General features: G+C 69.8%; 24 protein-coding genes and 1 pseudogene. 8 read left to right on the forward strand and 17 right to left on the reverse strand.

The window, feature by feature from the left end; all coding sequences use genetic code 11:
* Positions 1-111: 111 nt before the first annotated feature.
* Positions 112-996 (forward strand): hypothetical protein, encoded by an 885-nt coding sequence (locus ODE13_RS07465; RefSeq protein WP_322478693.1) that lies wholly within the window; start codon positions 112-114, stop codon positions 994-996.
* An 88-nt stretch (positions 997-1,084) separates the two neighbouring features.
* On the opposite strand, the gene ODE13_RS07470 is transcribed toward ODE13_RS07465, so the two are convergent.
* Entirely contained in the window at positions 1,085-1,411 is a 327-nt protein-coding gene (locus ODE13_RS07470) for a cell division protein CrgA (RefSeq protein ID WP_322478694.1), read from the reverse strand.
* A 182-nt stretch (positions 1,412-1,593) separates the two neighbouring features.
* Between ODE13_RS07470 and ODE13_RS07475 the strand changes: the two genes are divergently transcribed.
* The 3 genes from ODE13_RS07475 to ODE13_RS07485 are packed head-to-tail and all read left to right on the forward strand — an operon-like array spanning position 1,594 to position 3,297.
* Entirely contained in the window at positions 1,594-2,460 is an 867-nt protein-coding gene (locus ODE13_RS07475; RefSeq protein ID WP_322478695.1) for a class E sortase, read from the forward strand.
* 1 nt (position 2,461) lies between these two features.
* Positions 2,462-2,623: a hypothetical protein gene (locus tag ODE13_RS07480; protein ID WP_179541434.1), complete on the forward strand. Its 162-nt coding sequence runs from the start codon at positions 2,462-2,464 to the stop codon at positions 2,621-2,623.
* Between the two features lie 11 nt (positions 2,624-2,634).
* Positions 2,635-3,297 carry an aminodeoxychorismate/anthranilate synthase component II gene (locus tag ODE13_RS07485; protein ID WP_322478696.1) on the forward strand — a complete coding sequence of 221 codons (663 nt, stop codon included), beginning with the start codon at positions 2,635-2,637 and terminating at the stop codon, positions 3,295-3,297.
* A gap of 13 nt (positions 3,298-3,310) precedes the next feature.
* Here the strand turns inward: ODE13_RS07485 and ODE13_RS07490 are convergent, their stop codons facing one another.
* The 7 genes from ODE13_RS07490 to ODE13_RS07520 are packed head-to-tail and all read right to left on the reverse strand — an operon-like array spanning position 3,311 to position 13,553.
* A complete protein-coding gene (locus ODE13_RS07490; RefSeq protein ID WP_416210596.1) occupies positions 3,311-5,584 on the reverse strand; it encodes a protein kinase domain-containing protein in 2,274 nt (757 codons plus the stop codon).
* A complete protein-coding gene (locus tag ODE13_RS07495; protein ID WP_322478697.1) occupies positions 5,581-7,482 on the reverse strand; it encodes a protein kinase domain-containing protein in 1,902 nt (633 codons plus the stop codon). The genes ODE13_RS07490 and ODE13_RS07495 overlap by 4 nt, the downstream gene beginning before the upstream one ends.
* On the reverse strand, positions 7,479-8,930 hold the full coding sequence (locus tag ODE13_RS07500) for a penicillin-binding transpeptidase domain-containing protein (RefSeq protein WP_322478698.1): 1,452 nt from the start codon (positions 8,928-8,930) through the stop codon (positions 7,479-7,481). The genes ODE13_RS07495 and ODE13_RS07500 overlap by 4 nt, the downstream gene beginning before the upstream one ends.
* On the reverse strand, positions 8,927-10,456 hold the full coding sequence (locus tag ODE13_RS07505; RefSeq protein WP_322478699.1) for an FtsW/RodA/SpoVE family cell cycle protein: 1,530 nt from the start codon (positions 10,454-10,456) through the stop codon (positions 8,927-8,929). The genes ODE13_RS07500 and ODE13_RS07505 overlap by 4 nt, the downstream gene beginning before the upstream one ends.
* Positions 10,453-12,249, reverse strand: a complete 1,797-nt coding sequence (locus tag ODE13_RS07510; protein ID WP_322478700.1) for a PP2C family protein-serine/threonine phosphatase — start codon at positions 12,247-12,249, stop codon at positions 10,453-10,455. Before ODE13_RS07510 ends, ODE13_RS07505 begins: the two co-directional genes overlap by 4 nt.
* A gap of 3 nt (positions 12,250-12,252) precedes the next feature.
* The gene (locus ODE13_RS07515) at positions 12,253-12,762 is read right to left on the reverse strand and encodes an FHA domain-containing protein (RefSeq protein WP_322478701.1); all 510 of its coding nucleotides are present in this window, start codon (positions 12,760-12,762) and stop codon (positions 12,253-12,255) included.
* On the reverse strand, positions 12,762-13,553 hold the full coding sequence (locus tag ODE13_RS07520; RefSeq protein WP_322478702.1) for a DUF3662 and FHA domain-containing protein: 792 nt from the start codon (positions 13,551-13,553) through the stop codon (positions 12,762-12,764). The genes ODE13_RS07515 and ODE13_RS07520 overlap by 1 nt, the downstream gene beginning before the upstream one ends.
* 52 nt (positions 13,554-13,605) lie before the next feature.
* Between ODE13_RS07520 and ODE13_RS07525 the strand changes: the two are divergent.
* From ODE13_RS07525 to ODE13_RS07540, 4 genes and pseudogenes are all read left to right on the forward strand, one after another.
* Positions 13,606-13,788, forward strand: a pseudogene (locus ODE13_RS07525) (LacI family DNA-binding transcriptional regulator); the annotation flags it as partial.
* 287 nt (positions 13,789-14,075) lie between these two features.
* Positions 14,076-14,714, forward strand: coding sequence for a substrate-binding domain-containing protein (locus tag ODE13_RS07530; protein WP_322478703.1), 639 nt, complete (start codon positions 14,076-14,078; stop codon positions 14,712-14,714).
* An 84-nt stretch (positions 14,715-14,798) separates the two neighbouring features.
* On the forward strand, positions 14,799-15,338 hold the full coding sequence (locus tag ODE13_RS07535; protein ID WP_322478704.1) for a YceI family protein: 540 nt from the start codon (positions 14,799-14,801) through the stop codon (positions 15,336-15,338).
* Positions 15,339-15,436: 98 nt separating this feature from the next.
* The gene (locus ODE13_RS07540) at positions 15,437-16,207 is read left to right on the forward strand and encodes a sulfite exporter TauE/SafE family protein (RefSeq protein WP_322478737.1); all 771 of its coding nucleotides are present in this window, start codon (positions 15,437-15,439) and stop codon (positions 16,205-16,207) included.
* 20 nt (positions 16,208-16,227) lie between these two features.
* On the opposite strand, the gene gdhA is transcribed toward ODE13_RS07540, so the two are convergent.
* The 9 genes from gdhA to ODE13_RS07585 all read right to left on the reverse strand — a co-directional run bounded on the left by gdhA (position 16,228) and on the right by ODE13_RS07585 (position 24,865).
* Complete coding sequence (gene gdhA / locus ODE13_RS07545; protein ID WP_322478705.1) at positions 16,228-17,583, reverse strand: NADP-specific glutamate dehydrogenase; 1,356 nt, start codon at positions 17,581-17,583, stop codon at positions 16,228-16,230.
* 95 nt (positions 17,584-17,678) lie between these two features.
* Positions 17,679-18,218, reverse strand: a complete 540-nt coding sequence (locus ODE13_RS07550) for a Na+/H+ antiporter subunit E (protein WP_322478706.1) — start codon at positions 18,216-18,218, stop codon at positions 17,679-17,681.
* A gap of 3 nt (positions 18,219-18,221) precedes the next feature.
* On the reverse strand, positions 18,222-19,991 hold the full coding sequence (locus ODE13_RS07555) for a proton-conducting transporter membrane subunit (RefSeq protein ID WP_322478707.1): 1,770 nt from the start codon (positions 19,989-19,991) through the stop codon (positions 18,222-18,224).
* Positions 19,991-21,517 carry a complex I subunit 5 family protein gene (locus tag ODE13_RS07560; protein ID WP_322478708.1) on the reverse strand — a complete coding sequence of 509 codons (1,527 nt, stop codon included), beginning with the start codon at positions 21,515-21,517 and terminating at the stop codon, positions 19,991-19,993. The genes ODE13_RS07555 and ODE13_RS07560 overlap by 1 nt, the downstream gene beginning before the upstream one ends.
* Positions 21,517-23,052: a complex I subunit 5 family protein gene (locus tag ODE13_RS07565; RefSeq protein ID WP_322478709.1), complete on the reverse strand. Its 1,536-nt coding sequence runs from the start codon at positions 23,050-23,052 to the stop codon at positions 21,517-21,519. The genes ODE13_RS07560 and ODE13_RS07565 overlap by 1 nt, the downstream gene beginning before the upstream one ends.
* Positions 23,049-23,351, reverse strand: coding sequence for an NADH-quinone oxidoreductase subunit K (locus tag ODE13_RS07570; RefSeq protein ID WP_322478710.1), 303 nt, complete (start codon positions 23,349-23,351; stop codon positions 23,049-23,051). The genes ODE13_RS07565 and ODE13_RS07570 overlap by 4 nt, the downstream gene beginning before the upstream one ends.
* Positions 23,348-24,280, reverse strand: a complete 933-nt coding sequence (locus ODE13_RS07575) for a hydrogenase subunit MbhD domain-containing protein (RefSeq protein ID WP_322478711.1) — start codon at positions 24,278-24,280, stop codon at positions 23,348-23,350. The genes ODE13_RS07570 and ODE13_RS07575 overlap by 4 nt, the downstream gene beginning before the upstream one ends.
* Positions 24,277-24,591 carry a cation:proton antiporter gene (locus ODE13_RS07580; protein WP_179541448.1) on the reverse strand — a complete coding sequence of 105 codons (315 nt, stop codon included), beginning with the start codon at positions 24,589-24,591 and terminating at the stop codon, positions 24,277-24,279. The genes ODE13_RS07575 and ODE13_RS07580 overlap by 4 nt, the downstream gene beginning before the upstream one ends.
* Entirely contained in the window at positions 24,575-24,865 is a 291-nt protein-coding gene (locus tag ODE13_RS07585; protein ID WP_179541449.1) for a hypothetical protein, read from the reverse strand. Before ODE13_RS07585 ends, ODE13_RS07580 begins: the two co-directional genes overlap by 17 nt.
* Positions 24,866-24,935: the final 70 nt, after the last annotated feature.

Consider the following 24,935-nt stretch of genomic DNA (forward strand, 5'->3'; position numbering starts at 1 on the left):
GAGACAGGTCTGGACGAACCGGAGACGACGCATCGCCGCTTCTCATAGCAGGAGAGGGGCTGAAGGTCGTAAGCTGAGCACAGCACACCGATCCTGATTCGGAGGACATGCATGTTCGGTAAGAAGAAGAAACCGAGCCACACCTGGGAGCACAGGGTGCTCGCCGGCGTCGAGACGGCCCGTGACTGGACCGCCCCGAAGCTGGGGGTCGCCGCGGACTGGGCTGAGACCACCTACCGCAAGAACGCCCCGAAGGTTCAGGATGCCTCGGCGCGCGCTCTGCGGACGGTCGAATCCAATGCCGCTGGTGCCGCAGACCGCGCTCGAGGTCTGGCGTCCAAAGCCTCGGTGGGTCTCGAGTCCCAGTACGACAGGCTCCCGCCGCAGGCCAAGGCCGAGGTGGACAAGATCTACGCGAAGTACTCCGACGCGAAGCGCCAGCTCGCGAAGGACTATGTGCCGGCCGCCTCCGCCAAGCTCGGCGGATACGCGGACCGCACGGCCAAGCTGATCCACAAGGCTGAGATCGACCCGCGCGTCGAGCAGGCTCTGGTGAAGGCCACGGGCGACAAGAAGGTGGTCAAGAAGCTGCGCAAGACCTCCGAGAAGTACGCCAAGCAGACCGCGAAGGCGCTGAAGAAGCAGCAGAGGACCAAGAGCCGCCGCAAGGGGCTGCTGATCTTCGGCCTGGTGGCCGCCGGCGTCACCGCCGGAGTGGCGGCCTGGCGTGCCTCGCAGCCTGTGGAGGACCCGTGGAAGAAGCCGGAGCCGATCTCCAGCAGCACCCCGGCCTCCTCTTCGAAGCCGGCGGCGCAGGCGGAGACCAACGCCAGCGCGAAGCCGCAGGCTTCGACGTCGGCCGATTCGCCTCAGGGTGCGGCCCCCTCGGCCAAGCCTGAGCCGGACCAGGCCGCGGCGTCCGGCGACAAGCCGGCCCAGCCGGCTGACAGCGTCACCAAGGATGGGGGCATCCCCCAGCCGAAGCCGGCCACCTGATCCGGATTCCGCCTCGGCCGGAGGCAGACCGTGAGGGCCCCGTCGATCGAAGGATCGACGGGGCCCTCACGGTCTGCGGGGTCGGCGGTCAGCGCCAGCGCATCGTCATGAAGAATCCGATCATCGCGATGCCGAAGCCGATGATGACGTTCCATCCACCTGCAGCGGCGATCGGGGCGAGGCCCTGGCTGATGTACCAGACGATGAGCCACAGCAGCCCCAGGATCATCAGACCGATCATCGTGACCCGATACCAGAGGGGCAGGCCCTGATCCTCGAGGTCGTCGAAATCCTCGGCGAAGGGGTCTGCATCGTTCAGCGGGGACTTCGAGGCGCCTGCATCCTCGGTGGTGAGCCTCCCGCGGTTCTTCCGACTGCGCTTGTCGCTCTTCTTGCGGTTCTTCGACTCTGGCACGGTGAGCTGATCCTTCCGGGGCGTGATCACGGCAGCGGGGCCGCGAGACCCTGGTCGACTTCGGTATCCTGACTCTGTCCTCCACGACGTGGGGACACATGGTCTGCGTGTCATTCTATCGGGTCCGCCGTCGTCGCGGCGGGCCGACCATTCTCTGCACACCACGAGAGGACAGGGCGTCCATGCCAGCTGAGCGATCTCCGGCCACACGGCCGCGCCATGCGCGACGTCGGAGAGCCGCTCTCCCGGTCCGTCGATCAGCGGGCTCGCGGATCCTCGGCGGGATCGGGGAGCTGCTCATCACCCTCGGGGTGCTGGGCATCCTCTTCCTCGTCTGGGAGCTCTGGTGGACAGGTCTGGAGGCCGATCGAGAGCGTGATGAGTCCAGCCAGGAGCTGTTCTCCAGCATCGAGGCCCTGGAGGGGGCCGGCCAGGGGGATGACGAGGGAGGCAGCGGCGTCGAGCTGGAGGATCTGGTGGTCCCCAGTCCCGACAACACCGCAGAGTTCGCCGACCAGGGCCAGGTGATGGCCATGGTCTATGCCCCGCGCATGGGGTCGGACTGGGGCGCGCCGGTGGTGCCCGGCGTCGGGCCGGAGTCTCTGAACCGGGCAGGGCTGGGGCACTACAGCTCCACCCAGCTTCCCGGGGAGCCTGGCAACTTCGCACTGGCCGGCCACCGCCAGACCTACGGCAACATCCTGTGGAACCAGGACAAGTTCGCGGTCGGGGACCTGGTCTACGTGCAGTCCCCCGACGGCTGGTACATCTATTCCGTCACCGAGACCTACATCGTGGCGCCCCACCAGTCCGAGGTGCTGGCCCCGGTGCCCGGAGCACTCGATGAGGAGCCCGGAGACACTTCGATCCTCACCCTGACCACCTGCCACCCGCCCTACACCACCCTGGAGCGGATGATCACCCACGCCGAACTGGTCGACTACGCCCCGCTCTCGGACGGACCGCCGACGGCGATCGCTGACACCGTGGAGCGGCGCATGCAGGCTGAGGGCCCCTTTGGGGACCTCAGCTCGCAGGAGGGACGCTGAGATGTACGCCTGGATCTTCCGACACCTGCCCGGACCGCTGTGGATGAGGATCATCCTCACCCTGGCGCTGCTGGCCGCCGCTGTGCTCCTGCTCATGGAGGTCGTCTTCCCCTGGGTGGATCAGTACAGCCCGCTGAACGACTCGACCATCCAGGACGGCTAGCATGGTGCGCGATGACTGAGAACACAGAGGAACGGCCGCCTTTCCGGGCGAAGATCCTGGTGGTCGACAACTACGACAGCTTCGTCTACACGCTGGTGGGCTACCTGCGCGAACTCGAGGCGGAGACCACAGTGATCCGCAATGACGATCTCACCGTCCAGGAGGCGATCGCTCTGGCCGCCGAGCACGACGGTGTGCTGATCTCTCCGGGTCCGGGGGCCCCGCATGAGGCCGGGGTGTCCATCGAGCTGACCCGCTGGTGCGCGGAGGCGACCACCCCCATGCTGGGCGTCTGCCTGGGACACCAGGGCCTCGGGGAGGCCTTCGGCGGCACGGTCGTCCACGCCGAGCAGCTCATGCACGGCAAGACCAGCGACGTCACCCACACCGGTCACGGGTCCTTCGACGGGCTGCCGAAGACGTTCGTGGCCACCCGGTATCACTCCCTGGTGGTCGCCCCGGAGTCTGTGCCGGACGTCCTGGAGGTCACCGCCACCACCGCCGACGGCGTCATCATGGGCCTGGCGCACCGCTCCGCCCCGCTGTGGGGCATGCAGTACCACCCGGAGTCGGTGCTCACCGAGGGCGGCTACCGGATGTTGGGAAACTGGCTGGAGTCACTGGGGCAGGAAGGCGCGGCGGCGAAGGCCGCGGACCTCAACCCGATCCGCTGAGCCGCGGTCCGGCTCAGTCGTCGTCGGAGTCGTTCCCGTTGTCTCCGCCGTTTCCGTTGCCCTCGCCGTTCCCGGTGTCCTCGTCGTCGGTGTCCTCGTCCTCCGGCTCGTCGGTGGGTGACTCCTCGTCGTCCGGCTCGTCGGTGGGTGACTCCTCGTCGTCCGGCTCGTCGGTGGGTGACTCCTCGTCGTCCGGCTCGTCGGTGGGTGACTCCTCGTCATCGGCGTCTTCGTCGGTGTCCTCATCGTCGTCCCCGTTGTCCTCGTCCTCGTCGTCAGGGGAGCGGGTCTCCTCAGGCTCCGGGGACTCCTCCGGCTCCGGAGCCACAGCCAGGGAGATCGACACGGTGGCGCCCTGGGGGATGGGCGTGCCCGGATCGATGAGATCGCCGCCGTAGAAGGTCCCGCCGACGGTGCCGGCGTCGTAGGCGTCCGTGGTCCAGTCCACCGTCGAGTCGGTCACGGAGAATCCGGCCTCCTCGAGCTGCGCACGGGCCTCCGATGCCGAGAGCAGCGCCACGTCAGGGACCGGGTAGAGGCCGGTGCCCAGGACCAGGTCCACCTCGGAGCCGAGCTCCACTGTGCTCCCGCCTTCCGGGTCGGTGGCGATGAGCTCGTCGGCGCCCACGGTCGGATGGTCCTCCTCGATGAGCTCACCGACTTCCAGCCCCACCGCCTCGAGCTCTGCGCGGACCGTCTCCTGGGTCTCACCCTGCAGGCCGTCCGGGATGGTCACCTGGTCCTGGCCCGCGGAGATGTAGAGGATCAGCTCCTCATCCTCGCCCAGCCGCTCCCCGGCCTCCGGATCGGTGCCGATGGCATGGTCAGCCTCGATCGCAGGGTCCGGGACCGTCTCGATGTCCGCCGGCTCGATGTTCGCCTCGGCCAGCTCTGCGACGGCCTCGGCCTGTGTCATGCCCTCGACCTCCGGCACCTGGGCGGAATCGGTGTCGAGCATGCGGATCAGCGCCCAGGTCCCTCCGGCGACCAGAGCGATCAGCAGGACCACCCACAGCCAGGCGAACCCACGACGACGTCGTGGCTCCTCCACCTCCTCCTCGGGCTCCTGGTAGAGGTCCGGATCCTCCGGAGTGCGTGCGGACAGCGGAGTGCCGAGCCCGGCCGCGCCGGCGCTGACCAGCTGATCGAAGTCGTCGCCGGGGTCGACGGCGGGCATGGCGGCGGTGGCGTCCTCCACGGGCACTCCGTGCAGGGCGTCCTTGATCGCGGAGGCGAACTCGTCGGCGTTCTGGAAGCGGGCGGCCGGGTCCTTGGTCAGGGCCTTGGCCACCACGGACTCCATGGCTGGGGAGACGCGCGGGTTCAGGTCCGAGACCTGCGGCGGGTCCTCCCGCACATGCTGGTAGGCCACTGAGACCGGGGACTCCCCCTGGAAGGGCGGCCGGTTGGTCAGCAGCTCGAACAGCACGCAGCCGGCGGAGTAGAGGTCGCTGCGGTGGTCGACGACCTCGCCGCGGGCCTGCTCCGGGGACAGGTACTGGGCGGTGCCGACCACCGCGGAGGTCTGGGTCATCGTCGAGGCCGAGTCCGCCAGCGCGCGGGCGATGCCGAAGTCCATCACCTTCACGGCACCGTTCTGCGCCACCATCACGTTGGAGGGCTTGATGTCCCGGTGGACGATCCCCTTCTCGTGGCTGTAGCTCAGGGCGCCCAGGATGCCGTCGAGGTACTCGGCGGCCTTCGGCTCCGGCATCGGTCTGCCCAGCGCTTCGTCGATCCTCTGGCGCAGCGGTTCACCCACGTCGGCGGCCGCACCGTGCTCCTCGACGTCGGTGCGCCCGGTGTCCCCCAGGGCGAGGACGTCAGGGCCCGAGCCGTCCTCGGCGGGGGCGCCGTCGGCGACCGTGCGGTCCTCCGCGGAGGACTGCAGCTGTGTCGCCTCGTCGTCAGCGTCGACGTCGCCGGTGCCCTCGTGGGTGGGAGTGCCGTGCATGATGTGCCGCAGGGTGACGCCGTCCACGTACTCCATGACGATGTACGGGGTCTTGATCTCCGCATGGTGGGAGTCCTCGACGTCGGCTCGACCGGTGTCATAGACGCCGACGATGTTGTGGTGGTTCAGGGAGGCCGACGACTGGGCCTCGCGCCGGAACCGGCCCTGGAACTGCGGGTCGCGGGCCAGGTCCGGGCGCAGCATCTTCACCGCCACCCGGCGGTTCAGGGAGAGGTCGTGCCCGAGGTATACGTCGGCCATCCCGCCACGCCCGATGAGGGCCTCGATGCGGTACCGGCCGTTGAGGACGCGGTGTCCGTTCTCAGTCATCATGCCTGTCCACTTCGTGTCGTGTCGTCGGACTCCCCGGACTGCGGCTCCTCCGCATCGCCCTCGCGGGGCTCCGTCTCGTCGGCGTCCTGGCCGGTGGTCGGCTCCGGTGCCGCGTCGGCGCCTTCCTCGGTCTCCTCGGGCTCCCCGTCCTCTTCGGGCGGAGCCGGGGCGGTCTCGTCGGGACCGTCCTCCTCGGCGTCGGTGGGGCTCGGTGCGGGGGAGGTCGGTGTCGGGGAGGGCGAGTCGGTCTGCGCCTCGCCGGTGTCCTCCTGGTTCCCGTTCTCGCCGCCACCACCGTTTCCGCCACCACCGTTTCCGCCACCGGTCTGGCCCTCATCCTGGGCGGGGTCGTCCGCGCTCCCCCCTTGTTCCTCGGAGCCGGGGTCAGGATCAGCCTGGTCGGTCGGGGAGGGCAGAGACTCGAGGCCTACGGAGTAGGACAGTCTGACGGTGGAGCCCGCCGGCACCTGTCCGGTGGGTGCGACGGCCACCACTGTGCCGGGCGGCTGGGGGGACTCGACCTCCTCAGCCTCCACCACCAGGCCCATCTCGGTGAGCTGCTCGGTGGCCACCTCCAGGGTCATGCCCAGGAAGTCGGCCTCGTCGATCGTCACGATCTCGGCCTCGGCCGTGAAGGTCTCGGTCACCGTGGGCTGGGGCTCCGGTTCGGAGCTGGTCAGCCGGGGCAGCATCCAGGAGCCGAACAGCGCCAGCAGCACCAGGGCGACGAGCGCCACCAGCGGCCATCGCCAGCGTGTCAGGCCCGCTGAGGAGTCCTTGGACTCTTTGGAGTCTTTGGAGTCTTTGGAATCCTTGGAGCCTTTCGACCCCCTCTTCGACGTGCCGGCCGCTGCTGCCGCCCCGGCGGGCTCTGTGGCCTCCGGCGGCTGTTCCGGAGTCCGCGCAGACAGTGCCGGAGTCGGCACGGACGCTCCGGTCGCCCCGGCGGCGGCGCCTGCTGTGGGGACCACCGCGGTCGGTTTCGTCGCCGCAGGGATCACCTGGGTGGTGTCGTCCCCGGCCTCGGGGTGACTCATGTGGTCCAGCAGCGTCGGCACGGCCTTCAGCGCAGCGTCGAGGTCGTGCCGCAGGAGCGCGTCGGAGGCCTCGGCGAGCTTGGTGGCGTTCATCGGCCGGTCGCCGGCGTCCTTGGCCAGCATGGACATGATCAGTGCCCGCACCGGCTCCGGGATGGTGTCTGGGAGCGGCGGGGGCGGATCGTTGACCTGCTTGAGGGCGATCGCGATCTGCGACTCTCCGGTGAACGGACGGTGCCCGACCATGGCCTCATAGCCGATGATCCCCAGGGCGTAGATGTCCGAGGACCCGGTGGCGTGCTGGCCGGTCGCCTGCTCCGGGGAGAGGTACTGCACGGTCCCCATCACTTGGCCGGTGGCGGTCAGCGGCACCTGGTCGGCCAGTCGGGCGATGCCGAAGTCGGTGATCTTCACCCGGCGGGTGGGGGTGATCAGCAGGTTCCCCGGCTTCACGTCTCGGTGGACGAGTCCCTGGTCGTGGGCGACCTGCAGGGCGCGCGCGGTCTGGGCGATGATCGAGAGCGTCTTCTCCCAGGGCAGCGTCCGGTCTTTCTCCAGCAGCACGGAGAGGGGACGTCCCGGCACGAGCTCCATGACCAGGTAGCCGGAGCCGGCCTGCTCGCCGTAGTCGTAGATGTCGGCGATGCCGGGGTGGTTGAGCAGCGCGGTGTGCCGCGCCTCGGCGCGGAAGCGGCGGAGGAAGGCTTCGTCGCCGGTGTACTCCTCCTTGAGGATCTTGATCGCCACAGTGCGGCCCAGGATCTCGTCGGAGGCCTTCCACACCTCACCCATGCCGCCGATGGCGATCCGCTCGGTCAGCTTGTAGCGATCGCCCATGAGGATGCCCACAGCAGGTCTCATTCCTCGATCACCGCCTCGAGCATCGTGCGCATGTTCGGCGCGGTCAGCGAGGAGCCGTAGTCGTAGTCGATGCGTTCGTAGACCACGGTCACCGCATACTGGGGATCGTCGGCGGGGGCGAAACCGGTGATCCAGGAGTGCACCAGGTTGCTGTCGTCACCGATCTGGGCGGTGCCGGTCTTCGCGGCGATGTCGAATCGGTCGCTCTGGCCCCGCCACGCGGTGCCGGACTCCACGGGCCCCTGCATCAGCTCGGTGAGCTCCTCGGCGACGTCCTCGGAGATCGGCTCGCCGAAGACCTCCGGCTCGGAGCGTTCGATCACCTGCAGGTCCGCCGCGCGCACTGACTCGATGAGCGTCGGCTGCATGAGCGTGCCGCCGTTGGCGATGGCCATGGCGACCATGTTCATCTGCAGCGGGGTCGAGGTCACGCTCGCCTGGCCGATCGAGGCGTAGGCCAGCTCGGCGTCGGAGCCGACCTCGGGGAACTGCGAGGGGGAGACCGTCAGCGGGAAGTCGATGTTCTGGTTCCAGCCGAACGCCTCGGCGGCCTCGCGAATAGGCTCCTGCCCCATCTCCATGGCGGTCTCCGCGAAGGGAGTGTTGCAGGACTGGGCGGTGATGAAGTGCAGATCGGCCTCGGACTGCTGGTCGCAGATTCCGCCGAAGAAGTTGCTCAGCGTGCGGTTGGACTGCGGGAGCTCGATTTCGGAGGGATTGTCCATCACCGTGTCTGCGTCGAAGTCCCCGGAGTCCAGCATGGCCACCAGATCGATCAGCTTGAACGTCGAGCCGGGGGCGATGGTGTCATACACCGGTCTGAACCGGTACGCGCTCAGGCCGTCCTCCTCGCTGAGGGCATCGATGTTCTCCTGGAACTGGCTGGTGGAGTGCACTGCGAGCAGATTCGTGTCGTAGCTCGGCTTCGACGCCATCGCCTTGATCTCTCCGGTGCCCACCTCGGAGACGATGATCGATCCGCGGGTGCCGTCCGGAATCGTGTCATAGGCCAGCTGCTGCAGCTCCGGATCCAGGGTGAGCTCGACCTGCGCGCCCTCCAACGTCTCCCCGGTGAACAGGGAGGTGATCCGGTCGAAGAACTGACTGTCCGACTGCCCGGTGAGGTAGTCGTTCATCGAGTTCTCCAGCCCAGTGGACTCAGCGGCGATCGAGTAGAACCCGGTGATGCCGGAGTACAGGAAGGGGTCATGGTAGACCCTCTGGTAGTCGAAGTTGGTGCCCTCCGAGGGCACGGATTCGGCGATGGCGGTGCCGTCCACGGTGATCGCCCCCCGCGGAGCGCCGCGGTCCTGATAGACCTGGCGCACGTTGTTCGGGTGGGAGTTCAGCTCCTCGGTCAGCGCCACCTGGATGAGGCTGAGCGCGGCGAAGAGCACGACGAAGAGGCCGACGCTGACGAGCCAGGTATGACGGATCGCGTTGTTCACCGGTCGCCCCCTGAGGTCTCGTGGGTGGGTTCGGGCTCTTCGAGGGGGTGCCCGTGGGCGGGGGCGTGGCGCTGCGTGCGCTCCGCCGCCGTGAGCGGCTTGGCCACCGGGCGCTTGGGCTCGGCGGCTCCAGGGCCCTCTTGATGGGTGGGGTTCTCTGTGCCGGCGGCGTCAGCGCCGGTGACGTTGACCATCGGGCCGACGACGATGGGTCGCCGCGCCGCATGCGAGATCAGCAGCACCAGCGCCAGGATGAGCCAGTTGGCCAGCAGCGAGGATCCGCCGGCGGCGAGGAACGGGGTGGTCAGACCCGTCATCGGGATCACCCGCGTGATGCCGCCGACCACCACGAAGATCTGCAGCACCAGCACCACGGCGAAGCCCACGGAGAGCAGCTTGCCGAAGGCGTCGCGGGTGCCCAGGCCGGCGCGCATGAACCGGCTGAACAGCACCAGGTAGAGCATCAGCATTGCGGAGAGCCCAATGAACCCGAGCTCCTCGCCGAAGGCCGCGATGATCATGTCAGAGTTCGACAGCGGCACCCGCTGGGGCAGGCCGGAGCCGAAGCCGGTGCCGGTCAGGCCGCCGTTGGTGAGTCCGAACAGGCCCTGGACGATCTGGTCCGAGCCGCCGAAGGGCCGCGAATAGATCTCCTCGTCGAAGGCGTTGAGCCAGATCTCCACGCGCTGATTCACATGCGGGACGAACTGGTTAGCCAGGAGGCCGCCGGCGGCGACCAGGCCCACGCCGATGATGATCCAGGACAGCCGCGAGGTCGCCACGTAGATCATGCCCATGAAGAGGCCGAAGAACATGATCGAGGTGCCCAGGTCGTTCTGCACGACCAGCACACCGATGGCCACGATCCAGGCGATGAACATCGGCCCCAGGTCCCGGGCGCGGGGCAGCTGCAGCGGGCCGATGCGCCGACCTGCCAGCAGGATCAAGTCCCTGTTGTTGGCCAGGAACCCGGCGAAGAAGATCGCCAGGGTGATCTTGGCGATCTCCGCAGGCTGGAAGGAGGCGAAGCCCAGGTTCACCCAGATCCGGGCGCCGTTGATCGTCATGCCCAGCCCGGGGATCAGCGGCAGGAACAGCAGCACCACGCTGACCACCAGGGAGATGTAGGTCAGCTGGCGCAGCCGCCGGTGATCCTGGAGGAACCACAGCAACGCCATCGCCGCGGCCATCGAGACCAGGGTCCACATCAGCTGGCGGTCCTCCGCCGGCGGCCCTCCGGTGACCAGGTCCAGACGGTGGATCATCGCCATGCCCAGCCCGTTGAGCGTCACCACGATCGGCAGGATGAACGGGTCGGCGTACTTGGCCCGCAGCCGCAGCACGATGTGGAAGGCGAGGGACATGGCGACGAACAGCGCCGCCTCGGTGTAGTAGGTCTGGTCGTAGGGCTCGTCCATCGCGACGGCGACGAGGAACTTCGCACCGATGCCGATGGTCAGCGCGAGCAGCAGCAGCACCAGCTCCACGTTGCGACGCGGCCTGGGTGCTGTCTCCACCTGGGTCACTGCTCTTCACCCCCGTCCTCGGTCGGCTCGTCTGCGTCTTCTGCGTCTGTGTCTTCTGCGTCGGCGTCTGCGTCTTCGGCTTCGGCCTCCCGCGCGGAGGCCGTGGTCGCCCGCAGCTGCTCCACGATCGTGTCCGCATGGCTGCGGTCGTCGGCGGGGATGCCGCGCAGCACCCGCTCGCGGTGGTAAGGGGAGAGCTCCTCGACGTCGAAGCCGGCGTGCTCGTCGACCCCGGAGAGCGGGATCGGGCCCAGTGACTGCGAGACGCCGTTGTAGATGGCCACCTCACCGTCGTCCTGGCCCACGTAGTACTGGGTCTGGGTCCAGATGTATCCCAGGAACGTCACCACGCCCAGCAGCAGCGCGAGCAGGGTCACGAAGGTCGGCAGGAACCAGCGACGGCGTCGGGAGGCGCGGCTCGCGATCGCTACGTCCTCGACGTCGATTTCCGAGCTCGCCATATCGGCCTCGGTCAGCGCCGGGTCGGAGAGGTCGGGGTCCTCGTCCTCCCCCAGTGGAGCCTCTTCCGACGTCTCCGCCGATGCTCCCGCGGACGTCACTTCCGACGTCACTGTTGGTGTCTCCGCGGGCGCCTCCTCGGCGTTCTCGGTCGTCTCCGCGGCCTCCGGAGCCTGCTCGGAGCGGGGAGTCTCCTCGGCCGGGTGCTCACGGTGGTCGCCCAGCATCTCGGAGTAGGTGTGGCGCACGGGGATCAGCGGCTGGCCGGTGAGCAGCACCGCCATCGGGTGCTCGTCCACATTGCGGGCCACCACCGGGATCATGCCAGTCTCGGTGGCCTTGTCGGCGGCGCCCACCAGCAGATGCGGGCGGGTCTCCAGTCCTTGGCCGAGCATCGAGGCGGTCAGCGGCGAGAGTTCGTCGTCCTCCTCCGGCGGGTGCTCGGAGAGCGCGTCCACGTTGACCACGGGCACCAGCTCCATGGTCTCTTCGGCGTCGCCGGGGTGCTCACCGCCGGTCGACTGGCCCGTCGGGGGCTGATAGCCCTCTGCGGCGGCGTCCACGGCGGCCTGGGTCAGCGGCAGACGTCGGCTGGGGGTCAGGTCCTGCTCATCGGCCTCCACCACCTCCAGGCAGAGCACCGTCACGTTGTCCGGGGCCCCGCCTTCGAGGGTGAGGTCGACCAGCTCCTCGACGATCGACTCCAATGATCGCGAGGAGCGCAGCTTCTGCTCCACGAGCCGGTCTGAGACCACCGCGTTGAGGCCGTCGGAGCACAGCAGCCAGCGCTCACCGGCCTCCAGTGGGAAGGAGGTGATGTCCAGCTCCGGGGAGGCGTCGACGTCGCCCAGGACGCGCATCAGCACGTTCTTGTGCGGATGGAACTCAGCCTCGTCTGGATCCAGACGACCTTCGTCGACGAGCCGCTGCACGAAGGTGTGGTCCTTGCTGACCTGCCGGAAGCGGCCCTTCTTCAGTCGGTAGGCCCGCGAGTCCCCGATGTGGGCGAACTGCAGTCGGTCCCCGGTGATCAGCAGGGAGGTGATGGTGGTGCCCATGCCGGAGAGTTTCGGATTGGCCTTGACCAGTTTGTTCAGGAAGGCGTTGGCCGTCTGGATCTCATCGGGCAGCACGGTGTCTGGTTCGGCGAAGCCGAGGGTGTCCAGGTGGGCGAGGTCCAGCACGGTGGAGGCGCTGGCGACGTCGCCGCCTGCATGGCCTCCCATGCCGTCGGCGACCACCGCGAAATAGCGCCCCGCATAGCCGGAGTCGTCGTTCTTGGAACGGACGACTCCGGTCTCGGAGCGGGCGGCGAAGCGGAAGACCAGGGCCACGGGCTAGGTCCTCAGCTCCAGGACGGTCTTGCCGATGCGGATGCGCTCCCCGGGCTCCACGGTGGAGGCGCGGGTGAGCTGCTCTTCGCCGAGCCACGTGCCGTTGGTAGACCCCAGGTCCTCCAGGAACCATCGCGAACCCTGGGGGAAGAGTCGGGCGTGCTTGCCGGAGGAGTAGTCGTCCTCCAGCACCAGCGTGCACTCCTGGGCGCGGCCGAGCATGATCGGGGCCGATCCCAGGTCCAGCTGGGTGCCCGTCAGCGGGCCCTCGGTGACCACGAGCTTCCGGGGCTTGGGCCGCTGGGTCTGACCGGTGGTGGGCGCCGAGGAGCCCGACGGCGTCCGAGCTGCTGAGCCGCCGTCGTTCTTGCGCGCCGCCGAGGTGTGCGCGCGGGTCCGGGACTTCTTGGAGACCATCAGGTCGCGTCCCTGGGCCGCGATGATCGAGAGGATCAGGATCCACAGCAGCAGGAGGAGCCCGAACTGCAGGACCGTGACGGCGAGTTCGCTCATCACACCTCCCCGGTCGCCAGACGGAAGCGCAGCCGGGCATTGCCCAGCGAGATCAGCGCTCCGTCGAAGAGCTCGACCTGGTCATGGGAGCCGATGAGCTGCTCGCCGTCGACGTAGGAGCCGTTGGTCGATCCGAGGTCCCGGGCGATCCAGCGCCGGCCGTCGCGGAAGACCTCCAGGTGGCGACGGGAGACGCCGGTGTCCGGGATGGTCAGGTCAGCGGAGGTGGAGCGGCCGATCACGGTGCCTTCGGCGCGCACGGGGTGCTGCCGGCCCTCGTGGTCCAGGACTGCGACCACCGAGGGGGTCGGCACGGCTGGCTGCGCGATGGTGGGCGCGATCTCCTCGGCCTCAGGGGCGGGCTGGGGGACGCTCGGCGCCGGCTCGGCGCCGGCGGCGTCCTTCTCGGTGAGCGACTCGATGCCCAGCTGGCCGCGCTTCAGGTCGGTGTTCTTCACGAAGGTGGCCTTCACCGGGCCGAGCAGCGTGTACCCCTGCGAGTCGGCGTGGCGGATGATCTCCTCGCACAGCTCTTCGGCCAGGGCGACGCCATACTTCCTGGCGGCTGCGAAATCCTCCTCCGAGAGGCGGATCCTGTAGACATTGGGGACGAAGCTGCGTCCCTGGGACATGGTGAAGGACTCACGGTCCATGTGCCGACGTACGGCGGTGGCGATCTCCACGGGGCCGAGGCTCCCTCCGCGTCCAGAGAAGGCGCCGCGGACGGCTTTCTCGATGCCACGCTCGACGTTGTCCAGCAGGCCCATCGGCACCTCCTTCTCCGTCTTCATGACTGTCCCTGCTCGGGGCAGTCTCTCAAAGAGTCTACTGTCTCACCTGGTGATGGGCGCTTCAAACGTGCCCTCCGCGCCGTGCGGCCCCGTCGGCCGGAGACCGACGGGCTACCGTGGGTATGTGAGCAGAGAGACAGGCGGCTGCCGAGCCCCCACGTTGGAGGACGTCGCCGCACGAGCCGGGGTCTCGCGGGCCACGGCCTCCCGAGTCGTCAACGAGGACCTGAGGGTGCGTCCGGCCGCCCGAGAGGCCGTGCAGGACGCCGTCGCGGAGCTGGGCTACCGGCCCAACCGTGCGGCACGTTCGCTGGTGACCCGTGAGGCCGGCTCCATCGCCGTGGTCGTCCCCGAGGCTGAGGACCGGGTCTTCCGCGATCCGTTCTTCGCGTCGCTGCTGGTCTCCATCACCCAGGCCCTCGCCGATTCCACGGTGCAGGTGCTGCTGGCGATGGGCCGCCCCGGTGACGGGTGCCGCAAGATCGAAAAGTACCTGCGGGGGGCGGCACAGACGGCGCCATCGTGGTCTCCCACCACCAGGACGAGGCGATCTGGCGCGCCCTGCGGGAGACCCGGCTGCCGGCGGTCCATGTGGGTCGCCCCCAGGCCGGCGGCACGGGTCTGCCCTATGTGGACATGGACAACGAGGCGGGCGGGGCGCTCGCCGCGGAGCACCTCATCGCGGGGGGCCGTCGCCGCATCGGCACCATCGCAGGCCCGCAGGACATGGCTCCGGGCGCGGACCGGCTGTCCGGCTGGCGACGGGCGATGCGCGCGGCCGGGCTGGCCGATGACCTGGTGGAGATCGCCGACTTCTCCGCGGAGTCCGGCGGGGAGCGGATGCGGCGCCTGCTGCGGCGGGAGAAGGGGCTCGACGCGGTCTTCGTCGCCTCGGACCTGATGGCGGTCGCCGCGATCCATGAGATCCAGGCGGCCGGACTGCAGGTGCCGGAGCAGATCGCCGTCGTCGGATTCGATGACTCGCAGGCCGCCTCGCTGAGCCGTCCGTCGCTGACCACCGTGCGCAATCCGGTGGACTCGCTGGCCACGACCGCTGTGGACATGCTCCTACGACTCATGCAGGGTGAGGAGGCGGAGTCCGTCGTCCTCGACACGCAGCTGGTCCGCCGCGCCTCGACAGACTTTTCAGTTTTGAAATAAATTGGTGCCTGTCCTGGTTGACCCTCGACGAGTCGGCACCGCCGATCAACCCAGCGAACGATCAACTGAAGGAGCGCACTGAACATGGCATCTCTGACCCCCGGCACCTGGACGCTGGACGTCGCCCATTCCGAGATTGGCATGACCGTCCGTCACGCCGGCATCTCGAAGGTCCGCGCCGTCTTCACCGACGCCGATGCGACGCTGACCGTGGCCGAGGGCGGCGCCTCCGCCGTCGAGGCCGCCGTGAAGGTGGGGTCCTTCGACTCCAAGAACGCCGACCGCGACGCGCACGTCCGCGGCGAGGACTTCCTCGACGTCGAGACCCATCCCGAGCTGACCTTCGTGGCCCGTGACTTCACGCCGGCCGGCGAGGAGTTCGAGGTCACCGGCGACCTGACCATCCGCGGCGAGAGCCGTCCGGTGACCTTCGACGTCGAGTTCGGCGGTCAGGCGGTGGACCCCTTCGGCGCCACCCGCGCCGGCTTCTCCGCCAGCGCGGTCATCTCCCGGAAGGACTTCGGGCTCACCTGGAACGCCACCCTGGAGGCCGGCGGCGTGCTGGTCGGGGACAAGGTCACCATCGACCTGGAGGCCGCCTTCGTCCTCGACCAGGGCGAGTGAGCTGAGCGCCCTGTGAGCTGAGCTCAGCAGACACGAGGCCCCCGCACCCCACGGCGTGGGGGCCTCGTCATGTCCGGAGTACAGTGGCATCCGTGTCCATGACGGTCCTCGGCCCCCTGCTGATCATCGCCGGCGCCGTCCTGATCGGCACCGTGCTGCAGCGCGTCTCCGGAAGCGGGGTGGGGCTCGTCGTCGCGCCGGTGCTGTCCATCCTGCTGGGACCCGCCCTCGGGGTGCTGGTCACCAATATGGCCACGATGGTCTCCGGCTTTCTGATCATGCTCGCCGTCTGGTCGCGGATCGACTGGCGACGCTTCCGGACCCTGGGCCCCGTGACCGTCATCGGGGCGGTCCCGGGCGCCTGGCTGGTCGGCCAGCTCTCCGCCGGTTGGCTGTCCATCATCCTGGGCGCCATCGTGCTGTGCGCACTGCTGATCACCGTCAGCCTGCCCCGCCTGCCGCACTGGGAGGGCCGGCGCGTGGACGTCGTCAGCGGTGTCCTCGGCGGCTTCTTCAACACGACCTCCGGGGTGGCGGCCCCCGTGATGGTCATCTGTGCGCGGCTCTCCCGCTGGGACCAGCAGAGCTTCGCGGCGACCATGCAGCCGCTGTTCATGACCATGGGGGCCGCGTCGGTGGTCACCAAGCTGCTCCTCGGCTCGGTGGACGAGGTCGGCCAGACCGGTGACCTGCATCTGGGCCTGCTCTTCGGTGCCATCGTGGCCATCGTGCTGCTCGGCATCGTGCTCGGCGGCCAACTGACGAAGGTCGTCTCCCCGGCCCGTGCGCGCACCCTGGCGATGGCCCTCGCCGGCCTCGGTGCCCTCGGGGCGCTGATCCGCGGGACGTGGCAGGTGCTGGGCGGCTGAGGCGGGACCCCCGGATCAGCTCAGATGACGCCCTGGGCGATCATGGCATCAGCCACCCGCAGGAATCCGGCGATGTTCGCCCCGGCCACGTAGTCCCCAGGGACCCCGTACTCCTCGGCGGTCTCCGCGCAGAGGGTGTGGATATGCTCCATCGTCCCGGCGAGCCGCTCATCGGTGTACTCGGCGGTCCAGGAGTCGCGACTCGCGTTCTGCTGCATCTCCAGCGCCGAGACCGCGACGCCGCCCGCATTGGCCGCCTTGCCCGGGGCGAAGAGTAGCCTGTTCTCGCGGAAGATCTGCACCGCCTGCGGGGTGCACGGCATGTTGGCGCCCTCGGCGACCACCCGCACGCCGTTGCTGACCAGACGCCGGGCCGCATCGGCGTCGATCTCGTTCTGCGTGGCGCAGGGCAGGGCGACCTCGACGTCCTCCAGGTCCCCGCGTGTCCAGACCGCCCCGGAGTGGTGCCGCGCGCGCGGCCGGGCCTCCGCATAGGCCGAGATGCGCTCCCGGCGGACCTCCTTGACCTCGCGCAGCAGTTCCAGGTCGATGCCCTCGGGATCATGGACGTGGCCGGCGGAGTCCGAGGCGGCGATGACCGTGCCGCCCAGCTCCTGGACCTTCTCGATCGCGTGGAGGGCCACGTTGCCCGAACCGGAGACGGCCACACGGCGCCCGTCCATGCCCTCCCCGGCGGCGCGCAGCATGTGTTCGGTGAAGTAGACGGTGCCGTAGCCGGTGGCCTCCGGGCGGAGGAGCGAACCGCCCCAGGTGGTGCCCTTGCCGGTGATCGCCCCGGCCTCGTAGCGGTTCGTGATGCGCTTGTGCTGGCCGAACAGGTAACCGATCTCCCGCCGGCCCACCCCGATGTCTCCGGCAGGGACGTCGACCTTGTCGCCGATGTGCCGATACGCCTCAGTCATGAACGACTGGCAGAAGCGCATGATCTCCCCCTCGCTGCGGCCCTTGGGGTCGAAGTCGCTGCCGCCCTTGCCGCCACCGATCGGCAGGCCCGTCAGGCTGTTCTTGAAGACCTGCTCGAAGCTGAGGAACTTGACCGTGCCCAGCAGCACGTCGGGGTGGAACCGCAGGCCTCCCTTATAGGGCCCCAGGGCCGAGTTGAACTGGACCCGGAAGCCGCGATTGATGTGGACCGTGCCGCCGTCGTCGGTCCACGGCACCCGGAAGATGATCTGTCGCTCCGGCTCACACATGCGCTCCAGCACGGAGCCGTCCATGTACTCGGGGTGCTTCTCCAGCACCAGGTGGAGCGACTCGAAGACCTCCTCGACAGCCTGGTGGAACTCCCGTTCACCGGGATTCCTGGCGATGATCTGCTCATGGACCTGGCTGATGTGTGTGTGATGAGGGCTCACGTGCGGCTCCTTCCTGAGCTGTCCGGGCTGTCAGGGCTGTCAGAGTCCTGCCCGGCGGACTCTACCGGTCAGGTCGGCCGGATGCCGAGGCCCGCTCACTCTGCCGTCCGGCGGCGCCCCTCCAGCGCCGCGGTGCGGCTCTGGAGCTCCTCCCAGATCTCTCGGGGCCGCAGCTCGGCGGCCAGCGCGTGGATCTCCACGCTCTCCGGCTCGCCGGGCAGGACCCGCTGGACCATGGAGCCGGGCATCAGGTTCATCATCAGCAGGGCGATCTCACGGGCCGGACCCGGCGCCAGCCGCAGCGGCGCCCTGACCACCTCCGGGGAGATCCGCGTCCGAGGGTGCAGCGCCCGGAATGAGACGTCGACGCCGCCGACCACGATCTTTCGGAGGAACCAGAGGATCAGGCTGGCGGCGGCGGCCGCCTGACGCCATCGCCCCACGTCGCCCGGCCGGCGGCGCGGCGGCAGCAGCCACAGGCTGAGCGCGACGGCGGCCAGGACGGAGACCAGCCCGTAGACGGCCTTGTCCGGGTCGCCGTGAGTGAGGCCCGCCCAGAGCACTGCGGCGGCCGCGCCGCGGATCAGCGCCGCCGTCGTCCAGCGGCGGATGCGTGCGCCTCGTGTCTCATCCATGGGTCACCCTCCTCCTGCGACGAGGACGATCAGGCTCACCAGGACCAACAGCACCAGCAGGGCCGCGCCGGAGCGCCCCCAGTCCTGGAGACCGGCGTCGGCCCGGGAGCCCAGGCTCCTGCCCCTCTCCGCGGCGCCAGACCAGAGCTCCCGCCACCGTGCGGCGGACTGCCCGGTGAACCGGTGGGCGGCCCCCGTCCCCGCGTGCAGCGCGCGTGACAGCACACGTGCCCCGGACTCGGTGGCGACCACCAGGTCCCCTGCGGGGATGCGCGGACGGCCCACTGCCCGGGCCGCCGGGACGGCCAGTCCGCACAGGGCTGCGCCGACCAGCAGCGGCCACAGGCCGTCCCAGACGACGGCGGCCTCGGCGCCGGGCACGGCGACGTCCAGCCAGCCCCCGGTGATCCACCAGGGGAGCCCGGCGCCCAGGAGCACCAGTCCCAGCCAGGCACCGAGCGCCGCAGAGGCCGGGGGATCGCCGGAGCCGCCCTCGCGCAGGGTCCAGGCCAGCCGGACCATCAGCACCGTGGAGCCGACCGCGACCAGCGGAAGGAGCTGCTCCAGGGCGGGGGAGGCCTCCTGCACGGCCTCCTTGGCGGCGTACTTGGCGACCCACCCGGTGGTCAGCGGAGCCCCGGCCAGCGAGAGTGCGCAGAGCACGGATCCGCCCACCACCAGCGCACGCACTGCGCGGCCTCCTCCACCGCGCAGCAGCGGCACCCCCAGGAACAGGGCACCCTTCACCAGCCCGTGGTGTACCACGTAGAGCACCGCCGCCGCGGTCACCGCAGGGGCAGCCTGCGGCTGGAGCAGGGCCACCGCCGCCACGGCCACGAGCAGGCCCATCTGCGAGATCGTCGAATAGGCAAGCACCACCTTGGGGTCCTCCTGGACCGCACCTGCGGCGGCCGCCAGCAGACCGCCGAGCAGGGCGACGACGAGCAGCACGGCCCCTGCCGCGGGCTGCGCCTGATCCGGTGTCAGCCGGAGGATCCCCAGCAGCCCGGCGGCCACCAGCACCCCGGACAGTACGGCGGAGGCCGCCGGGGGAGCGGCCGGGTGCGCCAGCGGCAGCCACAGATGCAGCGGCACCACGCCGACCTTGATCCCCAGCCCCACCCCGAGAAGCACCAGCACCAGTCCGGTGTGCTCAGAATCCACGACGGCGTCGGGAGCCTCCGCCATCGTGCGCCCGCCGGCGGCGAAGACCAGCAGCAGCGCAGCGAGCAGCGCGGTCTCGCTGACCACCGACATCACCAGATAGACCCGGGTGGCGCGCACCGCGGCGCCGTCCAGATGGTGGACCACCAGCCCCGCCGCGGAGAAGCTCATCAGCGCGAACATCACGTAGAAGGTCACGACGTCGGCGGCCAGGCATACGCCGAGAGTGCCACCGAGGCAAAGCAGCAGAAAGGCGCTCAGCACCCCGGGCGGCAGGGAGCGGTCACTCGCATCGCGCTCGGACCCGGAGGGTGCGGACGGCGCCGCCCAGGCGACCGTCACCAGCGCGGCGGCATGGACCAGCGCGGCCAGGGCCACCAGGGGGCGGGCCGGGCCGTCCATGGTCAGCGTGGTCCCTAGCAGCAGGCCGGGCAGCTCCAGCGTCGGCGTCTCGGGGCTCAGCGGAAGCAGCAGCGCCGGAAGCGCCGCAGCGGGGGCGAGACGCATCGCCGCCGTCGTGACCGGCCCACGGGCTCCGGGCGGGAGCGCCTGACCGGCGAGCAGGAGTCCGCCGAGCAGCAGCGGCGTCACCCAGGAGATCAGCAGCATCAGCGGAACACCCCCTCGGCGATGTATTCGGCCACGCGCAGTGGAGCGAAGGGCACCGAGGCAGCCAGGCCCACCAGCAGGGTGAAACCTGCGGTGATCATCGCCGGCACCACCAGCGGGGCGGGTTCGTGGACCCGCCCGCGGTCCCGACCCTCCGCCTGGACGGGCTCGGGCGCCCAGAGCCTCAGCACGATCGGAAGGAAGTAGGCGGCGTTCAGCAGCGAGGACAGCACCAGCACGCCCAGCACCCAGGGGTGCGGGGAGGCCAGGGCGCCCTCGCCGAGCTGCCACTTCGAGATGAACCCGGCCGTGGGCGGCAGGCCGATCATCCCGAAGGCGCCGACCGTGAAGGCGGCGGAGGTCAGCGGCATGCGCCGCCCCAGGCCCCGGGTGTCCTCGATGCGATGGACGCCGAGCACCTCGGCGAAGAGACCGGCGCAGAAGAACAGGGTGATCTTCATGATCCCCTGATGGACCAGGTGCACCACCCCGCCGGCGGTGGCGGTCACATCCATCATGGTGATGCCCAGGGTCACATAGCTGACCTGTGAGACGGTCGAGTACGCCAGGCGCCGTTTCAGGTCGGTCTGCCGCAGCGCCTGGTAGGAGCCGTAGAGGATGGTGAAGCTGGCCACCAGCAGCAGCGGGGTGAGCACGCCCAGGGCGGCGGTCACCTCGATGCCGTAGACGTCGTCGACCACCCGCACGATGCCGAACACGCCGGCCTTGACCACCGCCACGGCATGGAGCAGGGCCGAGACCGGGGCGGGGGCCACCATCGCCTGGGGCAGCCAGCCGTGCAGCGGGAACAGCGCAGCTTTGACGCCCAGCCCGCCGACCAGGAGCACGAAGATCAGCGTGGCCGTCCCGGGTGAGGCCGCAGCGAGCTCGGTGACCGACTCGGCCCCGCCCTCGGCGAAGTCCGCCGGCCCGGCGTACATGGTCAGCCAGACCACGCCGATGAGCACGGCCAGTCCGCCGCTCAACGTGTACCGCAGATAGAGCCGTGCCGCGTGCAGTGCCTGAGGTGTCCCCCGGTGGGCCACCAGCGGATACGTGGCCACGGTCAGCAGCTCGTAGAAGACCAGGAAGGTGATCAGGTTCCCGGAGAAGGAGATGCCCACGGTGGCGGTCACACAGAGGCTGAAGAACCCGAAGAAGCGGCTGCGATGCGGACTGCCCTTCAGGTAGCCGATCGCGTACACGGTGGTGAGCAGCCACAGGACGGCCGAGAGCCCCGCGAAGAACAGGGCCAGCGGGTCCGCGCGCAGCACCAGGTCGATCCCCGGCAGGAACGGCATCGAGACCTCCGGACGAGCCCCGTCGGCGACCACCGGGGGCACCAGAGCCACGATGAGCAGCACCTTCAGCACCGCGGCGGTGAGGTTCACCGTGGCGCGCAGCCTTCCCCGGTGCTCCGGCAGGGGGAAGATCAGCGCGGCCGCTGCCAGGGACAGCAGGACCATCACCAGCGGCAGCCAGGAGATCACTGCTCCGAGCAGGTCGTCGAGGGTCATCTCGTGCATCACCAGGGCACCCCCACGGTGAGCACCTGGTCCATCCAGGAGCCCAGCAGACCGGTGCCCACCGTCAGCAGGCCCAGCAGCAGCGGAGCGGACAATGCGGCACGCGGCACCTGGCGGAGCCGCCGGTGGGGGGACCGCCTGGCGTCGTCGTCGGCCTCAGGTTCCACCAGCAGCGGGCCGACGGCGCGCAGCAGATAGGCCGCGGAGAGGAGCGTCCCGGCCACCAGCACCGCGACGATCCAGAAGTGACCCGCGGCGACACCGGAGGTGGCCAGCTGCCATTTGCCCAGGAAGCCCCACGAGATGGGCAGCCCGATGAGTCCCAGCGCGGCAAGGCCCATTGAGAGCACCAGCACCGGATGGTCACGGCCCACCCCGTGCAGGGCAGAGATCTCATCGGTGCCGTAGATCTCCTTGAACGTCCCCACCGCCAGGAACAGCCCGGCCTTCGCCACGGCATGGCACAGGGCCAGCGCTACGGTGCCGCCGAGGGCGCCCTGCAGGACTGCACCCTCAGCCCGCGGATCGGTGACGATCGGCAGCAGCAGCACCCAGTAGCCCACCTGCGCCACAGTGGAGCAGGCGACCAGCGGCTTCAGACGATCCTGCCGCAGCGCCGTGGCCCCGCCGATCATCAGCGCGGCGGCCCCCATGGCCGCCAGGATCCAGGAGAGGATCTGCGCGCCCGAGATCTGTCCGTCCCCGGTCTCCGGCAGGATCCACAGCCAACAGCGCAGCAGCACGAACAGCGCGGCCTTGATCACCAGCCCGGACAGCAGCGGAGAGACCGCACCCGGCGCACCGGCATGGGCGGGGACCAGCCAGCGGTGCAGCGGCACCAGGGCGGTCTTGAGAGCGAGGCCCAGAGTGATCAGGCCCACAGCCATCAGCACCGGGCCGGAGTCCTCCAGCTCGGAGGTGGTCTGGGCGACGCGCAGCACGTCGAGGTGCCCGGTGACGGCCAGCAGCAGGCCGACGCCCAGGAGGAGCAGCAGCGATCCGGCCACGGCCACGAAGAGGTACCGCAGGGCGGCGGTGAGGGAGTCGCGCCCGCCCAGCGCCACCAGCCCGACCGCGGTGAGCCCGACCAGCTCCAGCCCCACGTAGGTGTTGAAGAGGTCCCCGGAGAGGAAGACGGCGTTCAGCCCGGCCCAGCAGCCCAGCCACAGCGGCCAGAACCCGGGATGGCCGGCCGCCGGGACGTCCCCGTCGAGCCGCACGCCTGTCGAGGAGGGCAGCGCGGCAGCGTAGAGCGTGGTGAGCGACCCCACGGCGGCGGTGGTGGCGAGGAACAGGGCACCGAGTCCGTCGGCGCGCATCGCGATCCCCAGCGGCGGGGCATGCCCGGAGAGCGCCAGCTCCTGCACGGACCCCTGGGCCACCGCCGCCACGATGATCGTGGTGCCGAGCAGGATCAGCACCGCCGTCGTCACCCCGACCCACCGTCGAGCTGCCGGAGGCAGCACCAGGCTCAGCGCGGAGGTGACCAGCGGAAGGAGCACGACGGCTCCCAGCGCGGTCTGGGACAGGGTCATGGGTCCTCCTCCCGCCGCTCGGGAGGAGGCTGTTCGATCCGACGGATCAGCACGGCCCCGACGCCGGTGAACGCCACGGTGATGACCAGACCGGTGATGACCAGTGCGGAGAGCACGGGGTCCACCTGTGGGCCGCGCGCCGCCAGAGCCATCAGCACCAGCAGGGAACCGATCCCCATCACGTTGAGCGCCACCAGACGCGCGACCAGGTCCGCCACGGTGACGAGCCGCACCAGCCCGGCGACCGTCACTGCGATGCCCAGGAGGCCGTACCACTGATCAGGCGTGATCGAGGTCATCGGAGCACCTCCTGTGTCGGACGCAGGCCCAGATAGAGAAGATGGAGGGCGGCGGCGATGCCCAGGGTCAGGGTGATCTCCACGGTGAGCACCACAGCGAACGCGCCCGCCGGGCTCCAGTCCAGCCAGGCTCGTCCTCCGAGAGGGCCCAGCGCGGCGGCGACGAGGAACACCACCACCCCGACGGTCAGCAGGAGTGCGAGCAGCCGGCCGGCCACCGCCAGACGTCCCACTCCGGCGGCATCCGCGAGCATGAGCATCCCCGCCAGCACGGCTCCCGCCTGGAACGCCCCGCCGGAGTCGGAGCTTCCGGCGAAGAGCAGCCACAGTCCCAGCAGCAGGAGCACCGGGGCGCTGAGCCGCGCCCACCACGTCATGGTCTCGCCCGGGGACCAGGTGGCGGCCCGTATCTCCGCCCCGGAGAGGGCCAGCACGGCGGCACCGGCCAGCATCAGCACCGCGGACTCCAGCAGGGTGTCATAGGAACGGAACGTCAGCAGCACCCCGGTGATCTCGTGGTCCACACCCGTGGTCCCCATCGAGGCCGGAAGCGGCTCGCGCCAGGCGGGAAGCCGCTGCTCGACGCCTAGCCACACCTGGGACATCACTGCGGTGACCAGCAGCCAGGCACCCCCGGTGCCGATCCAGCGGCCCAGGCGGCGGCGTCCCGACGAGGGCCGTTCGGCGTGCTGCCGGGCGGGATCCTTCTCGCCTCGGGCGAGCAGGACGAGCAGGGCGCTCAGCAGACCGGTGCCGAGGGCGGCCTCCGCCAGGGCCACGTCCACGCTGCCCAGGTGGAGCCACAGCAGCACCATCATCACGCCCAGGCCCAGAAAGCTCATGGCCTGCGCCGAGCGTCGCCGCGGCAGCAGCGCGGCCGCCGTCGTCATCAGCACCGCCAGCCCGAGCGCCACGTCGATCGCGCTCATCGGGGCTCCGTCCCGTCACTCTTCTCCGCCTCCAGGCGCGCCAGCACGTGGGCGCTGGTGGAGGCCGCGCCCAGAGCCAGCAGCCAGGTCAGCAGGAGCACGACTGCTGCGCTCCAGCTGCCGAGCAGCAGTCCGGCCCCCAGGAGCACCAGACCGAGGCCCAGCGTGTCGGCCTTGGCCAGAGCATGCAGCCTGCTGCGCACGTCCGGAAAGCGGATCAGCCCGACGGTGCCGGCGGTGAAGAACACGGTCCCGCTGATCAGCAGCAGCAGGCCTGCGCCGTGGATCAGGGTCTCACTGGTCGGGGGCATGGGGCTTCCCCTCCTCCCGACGCAGCCGGGCGGCACGCACGGCCGCGGTCAGGGCCGCCAGGCCGGTGAGGATCAGCCCGACGTCCAGCATCCGGGGCTCCGGCGGCTCAGCGGTCAGCGCCAGCACGGCGGTCAGGGCCGCTCCGGTGGTGCCGCTGAGCAGGATCACCAGCAGCCAGCTGCCCCGACGGCGTGCGCGCAGTGCAGTGATCACCGCGACCACCAGGTTGAGCAGCAGGACGATGAACACGACCGTCAGGAGAAGGTCCTCCACGGCGCCCTCCTCGTCCCCGTCGGTCCAGCTCCGGATCCACACTACTCAACACGCCGCCGTCGAGGGACTC

The organism is Nesterenkonia sp. HG001, from assembly GCF_034438835.1.
GTDB classification, from domain to species: Bacteria; Actinomycetota; Actinomycetes; order Actinomycetales; family Micrococcaceae; genus Nesterenkonia; species Nesterenkonia xinjiangensis.

Excerpts from the sequence above, each read along its gene's own strand:
- ODE13_RS07465 (WP_322478693.1), top strand. The coding sequence starts at position 112 with ATGTTCGGTAAGAAGAAGAAACCGAGCCACACCTGGGAGCACAGGGTG.
- ODE13_RS07475 (WP_322478695.1), top strand. The coding sequence starts at position 1,594 with ATGCCAGCTGAGCGATCTCCGGCCACACGGCCGCGCCATGCGCGACGT.
- ODE13_RS07480 (WP_179541434.1), top strand. The coding sequence starts at position 2,462 with ATGTACGCCTGGATCTTCCGACACCTGCCCGGACCGCTGTGGATGAGG.
- ODE13_RS07485 (WP_322478696.1), top strand. The coding sequence starts at position 2,635 with ATGACTGAGAACACAGAGGAACGGCCGCCTTTCCGGGCGAAGATCCTG.
- ODE13_RS07490 (WP_416210596.1), bottom strand. The coding sequence starts at position 5,584 with ATGATGACTGAGAACGGACACCGCGTCCTCAACGGCCGGTACCGCATC.
- ODE13_RS07495 (WP_322478697.1), bottom strand. The coding sequence starts at position 7,482 with ATGAGACCTGCTGTGGGCATCCTCATGGGCGATCGCTACAAGCTGACC.
- ODE13_RS07515 (WP_322478701.1), bottom strand. The coding sequence starts at position 12,762 with ATGAGCGAACTCGCCGTCACGGTCCTGCAGTTCGGGCTCCTCCTGCTG.
- ODE13_RS07520 (WP_322478702.1), bottom strand. The coding sequence starts at position 13,553 with ATGAAGACGGAGAAGGAGGTGCCGATGGGCCTGCTGGACAACGTCGAG.
- ODE13_RS07535 (WP_322478704.1), top strand. The coding sequence starts at position 14,799 with ATGGCATCTCTGACCCCCGGCACCTGGACGCTGGACGTCGCCCATTCC.
- ODE13_RS07540 (WP_322478737.1), top strand. The coding sequence starts at position 15,437 with ATGACGGTCCTCGGCCCCCTGCTGATCATCGCCGGCGCCGTCCTGATC.
- ODE13_RS07550 (WP_322478706.1), bottom strand. The coding sequence starts at position 18,218 with ATGGATGAGACACGAGGCGCACGCATCCGCCGCTGGACGACGGCGGCG.
- ODE13_RS07555 (WP_322478707.1), bottom strand. The coding sequence starts at position 19,991 with ATGCTGCTGATCTCCTGGGTGACGCCGCTGCTGCTCGGCGGACTCCTG.
- ODE13_RS07560 (WP_322478708.1), bottom strand. The coding sequence starts at position 21,517 with ATGCACGAGATGACCCTCGACGACCTGCTCGGAGCAGTGATCTCCTGG.
- ODE13_RS07565 (WP_322478709.1), bottom strand. The coding sequence starts at position 23,052 with ATGACCCTGTCCCAGACCGCGCTGGGAGCCGTCGTGCTCCTTCCGCTG.
- ODE13_RS07570 (WP_322478710.1), bottom strand. The coding sequence starts at position 23,351 with ATGACCTCGATCACGCCTGATCAGTGGTACGGCCTCCTGGGCATCGCA.
- ODE13_RS07575 (WP_322478711.1), bottom strand. The coding sequence starts at position 24,280 with ATGAGCGCGATCGACGTGGCGCTCGGGCTGGCGGTGCTGATGACGACG.
- ODE13_RS07580 (WP_179541448.1), bottom strand. The coding sequence starts at position 24,591 with ATGCCCCCGACCAGTGAGACCCTGATCCACGGCGCAGGCCTGCTGCTG.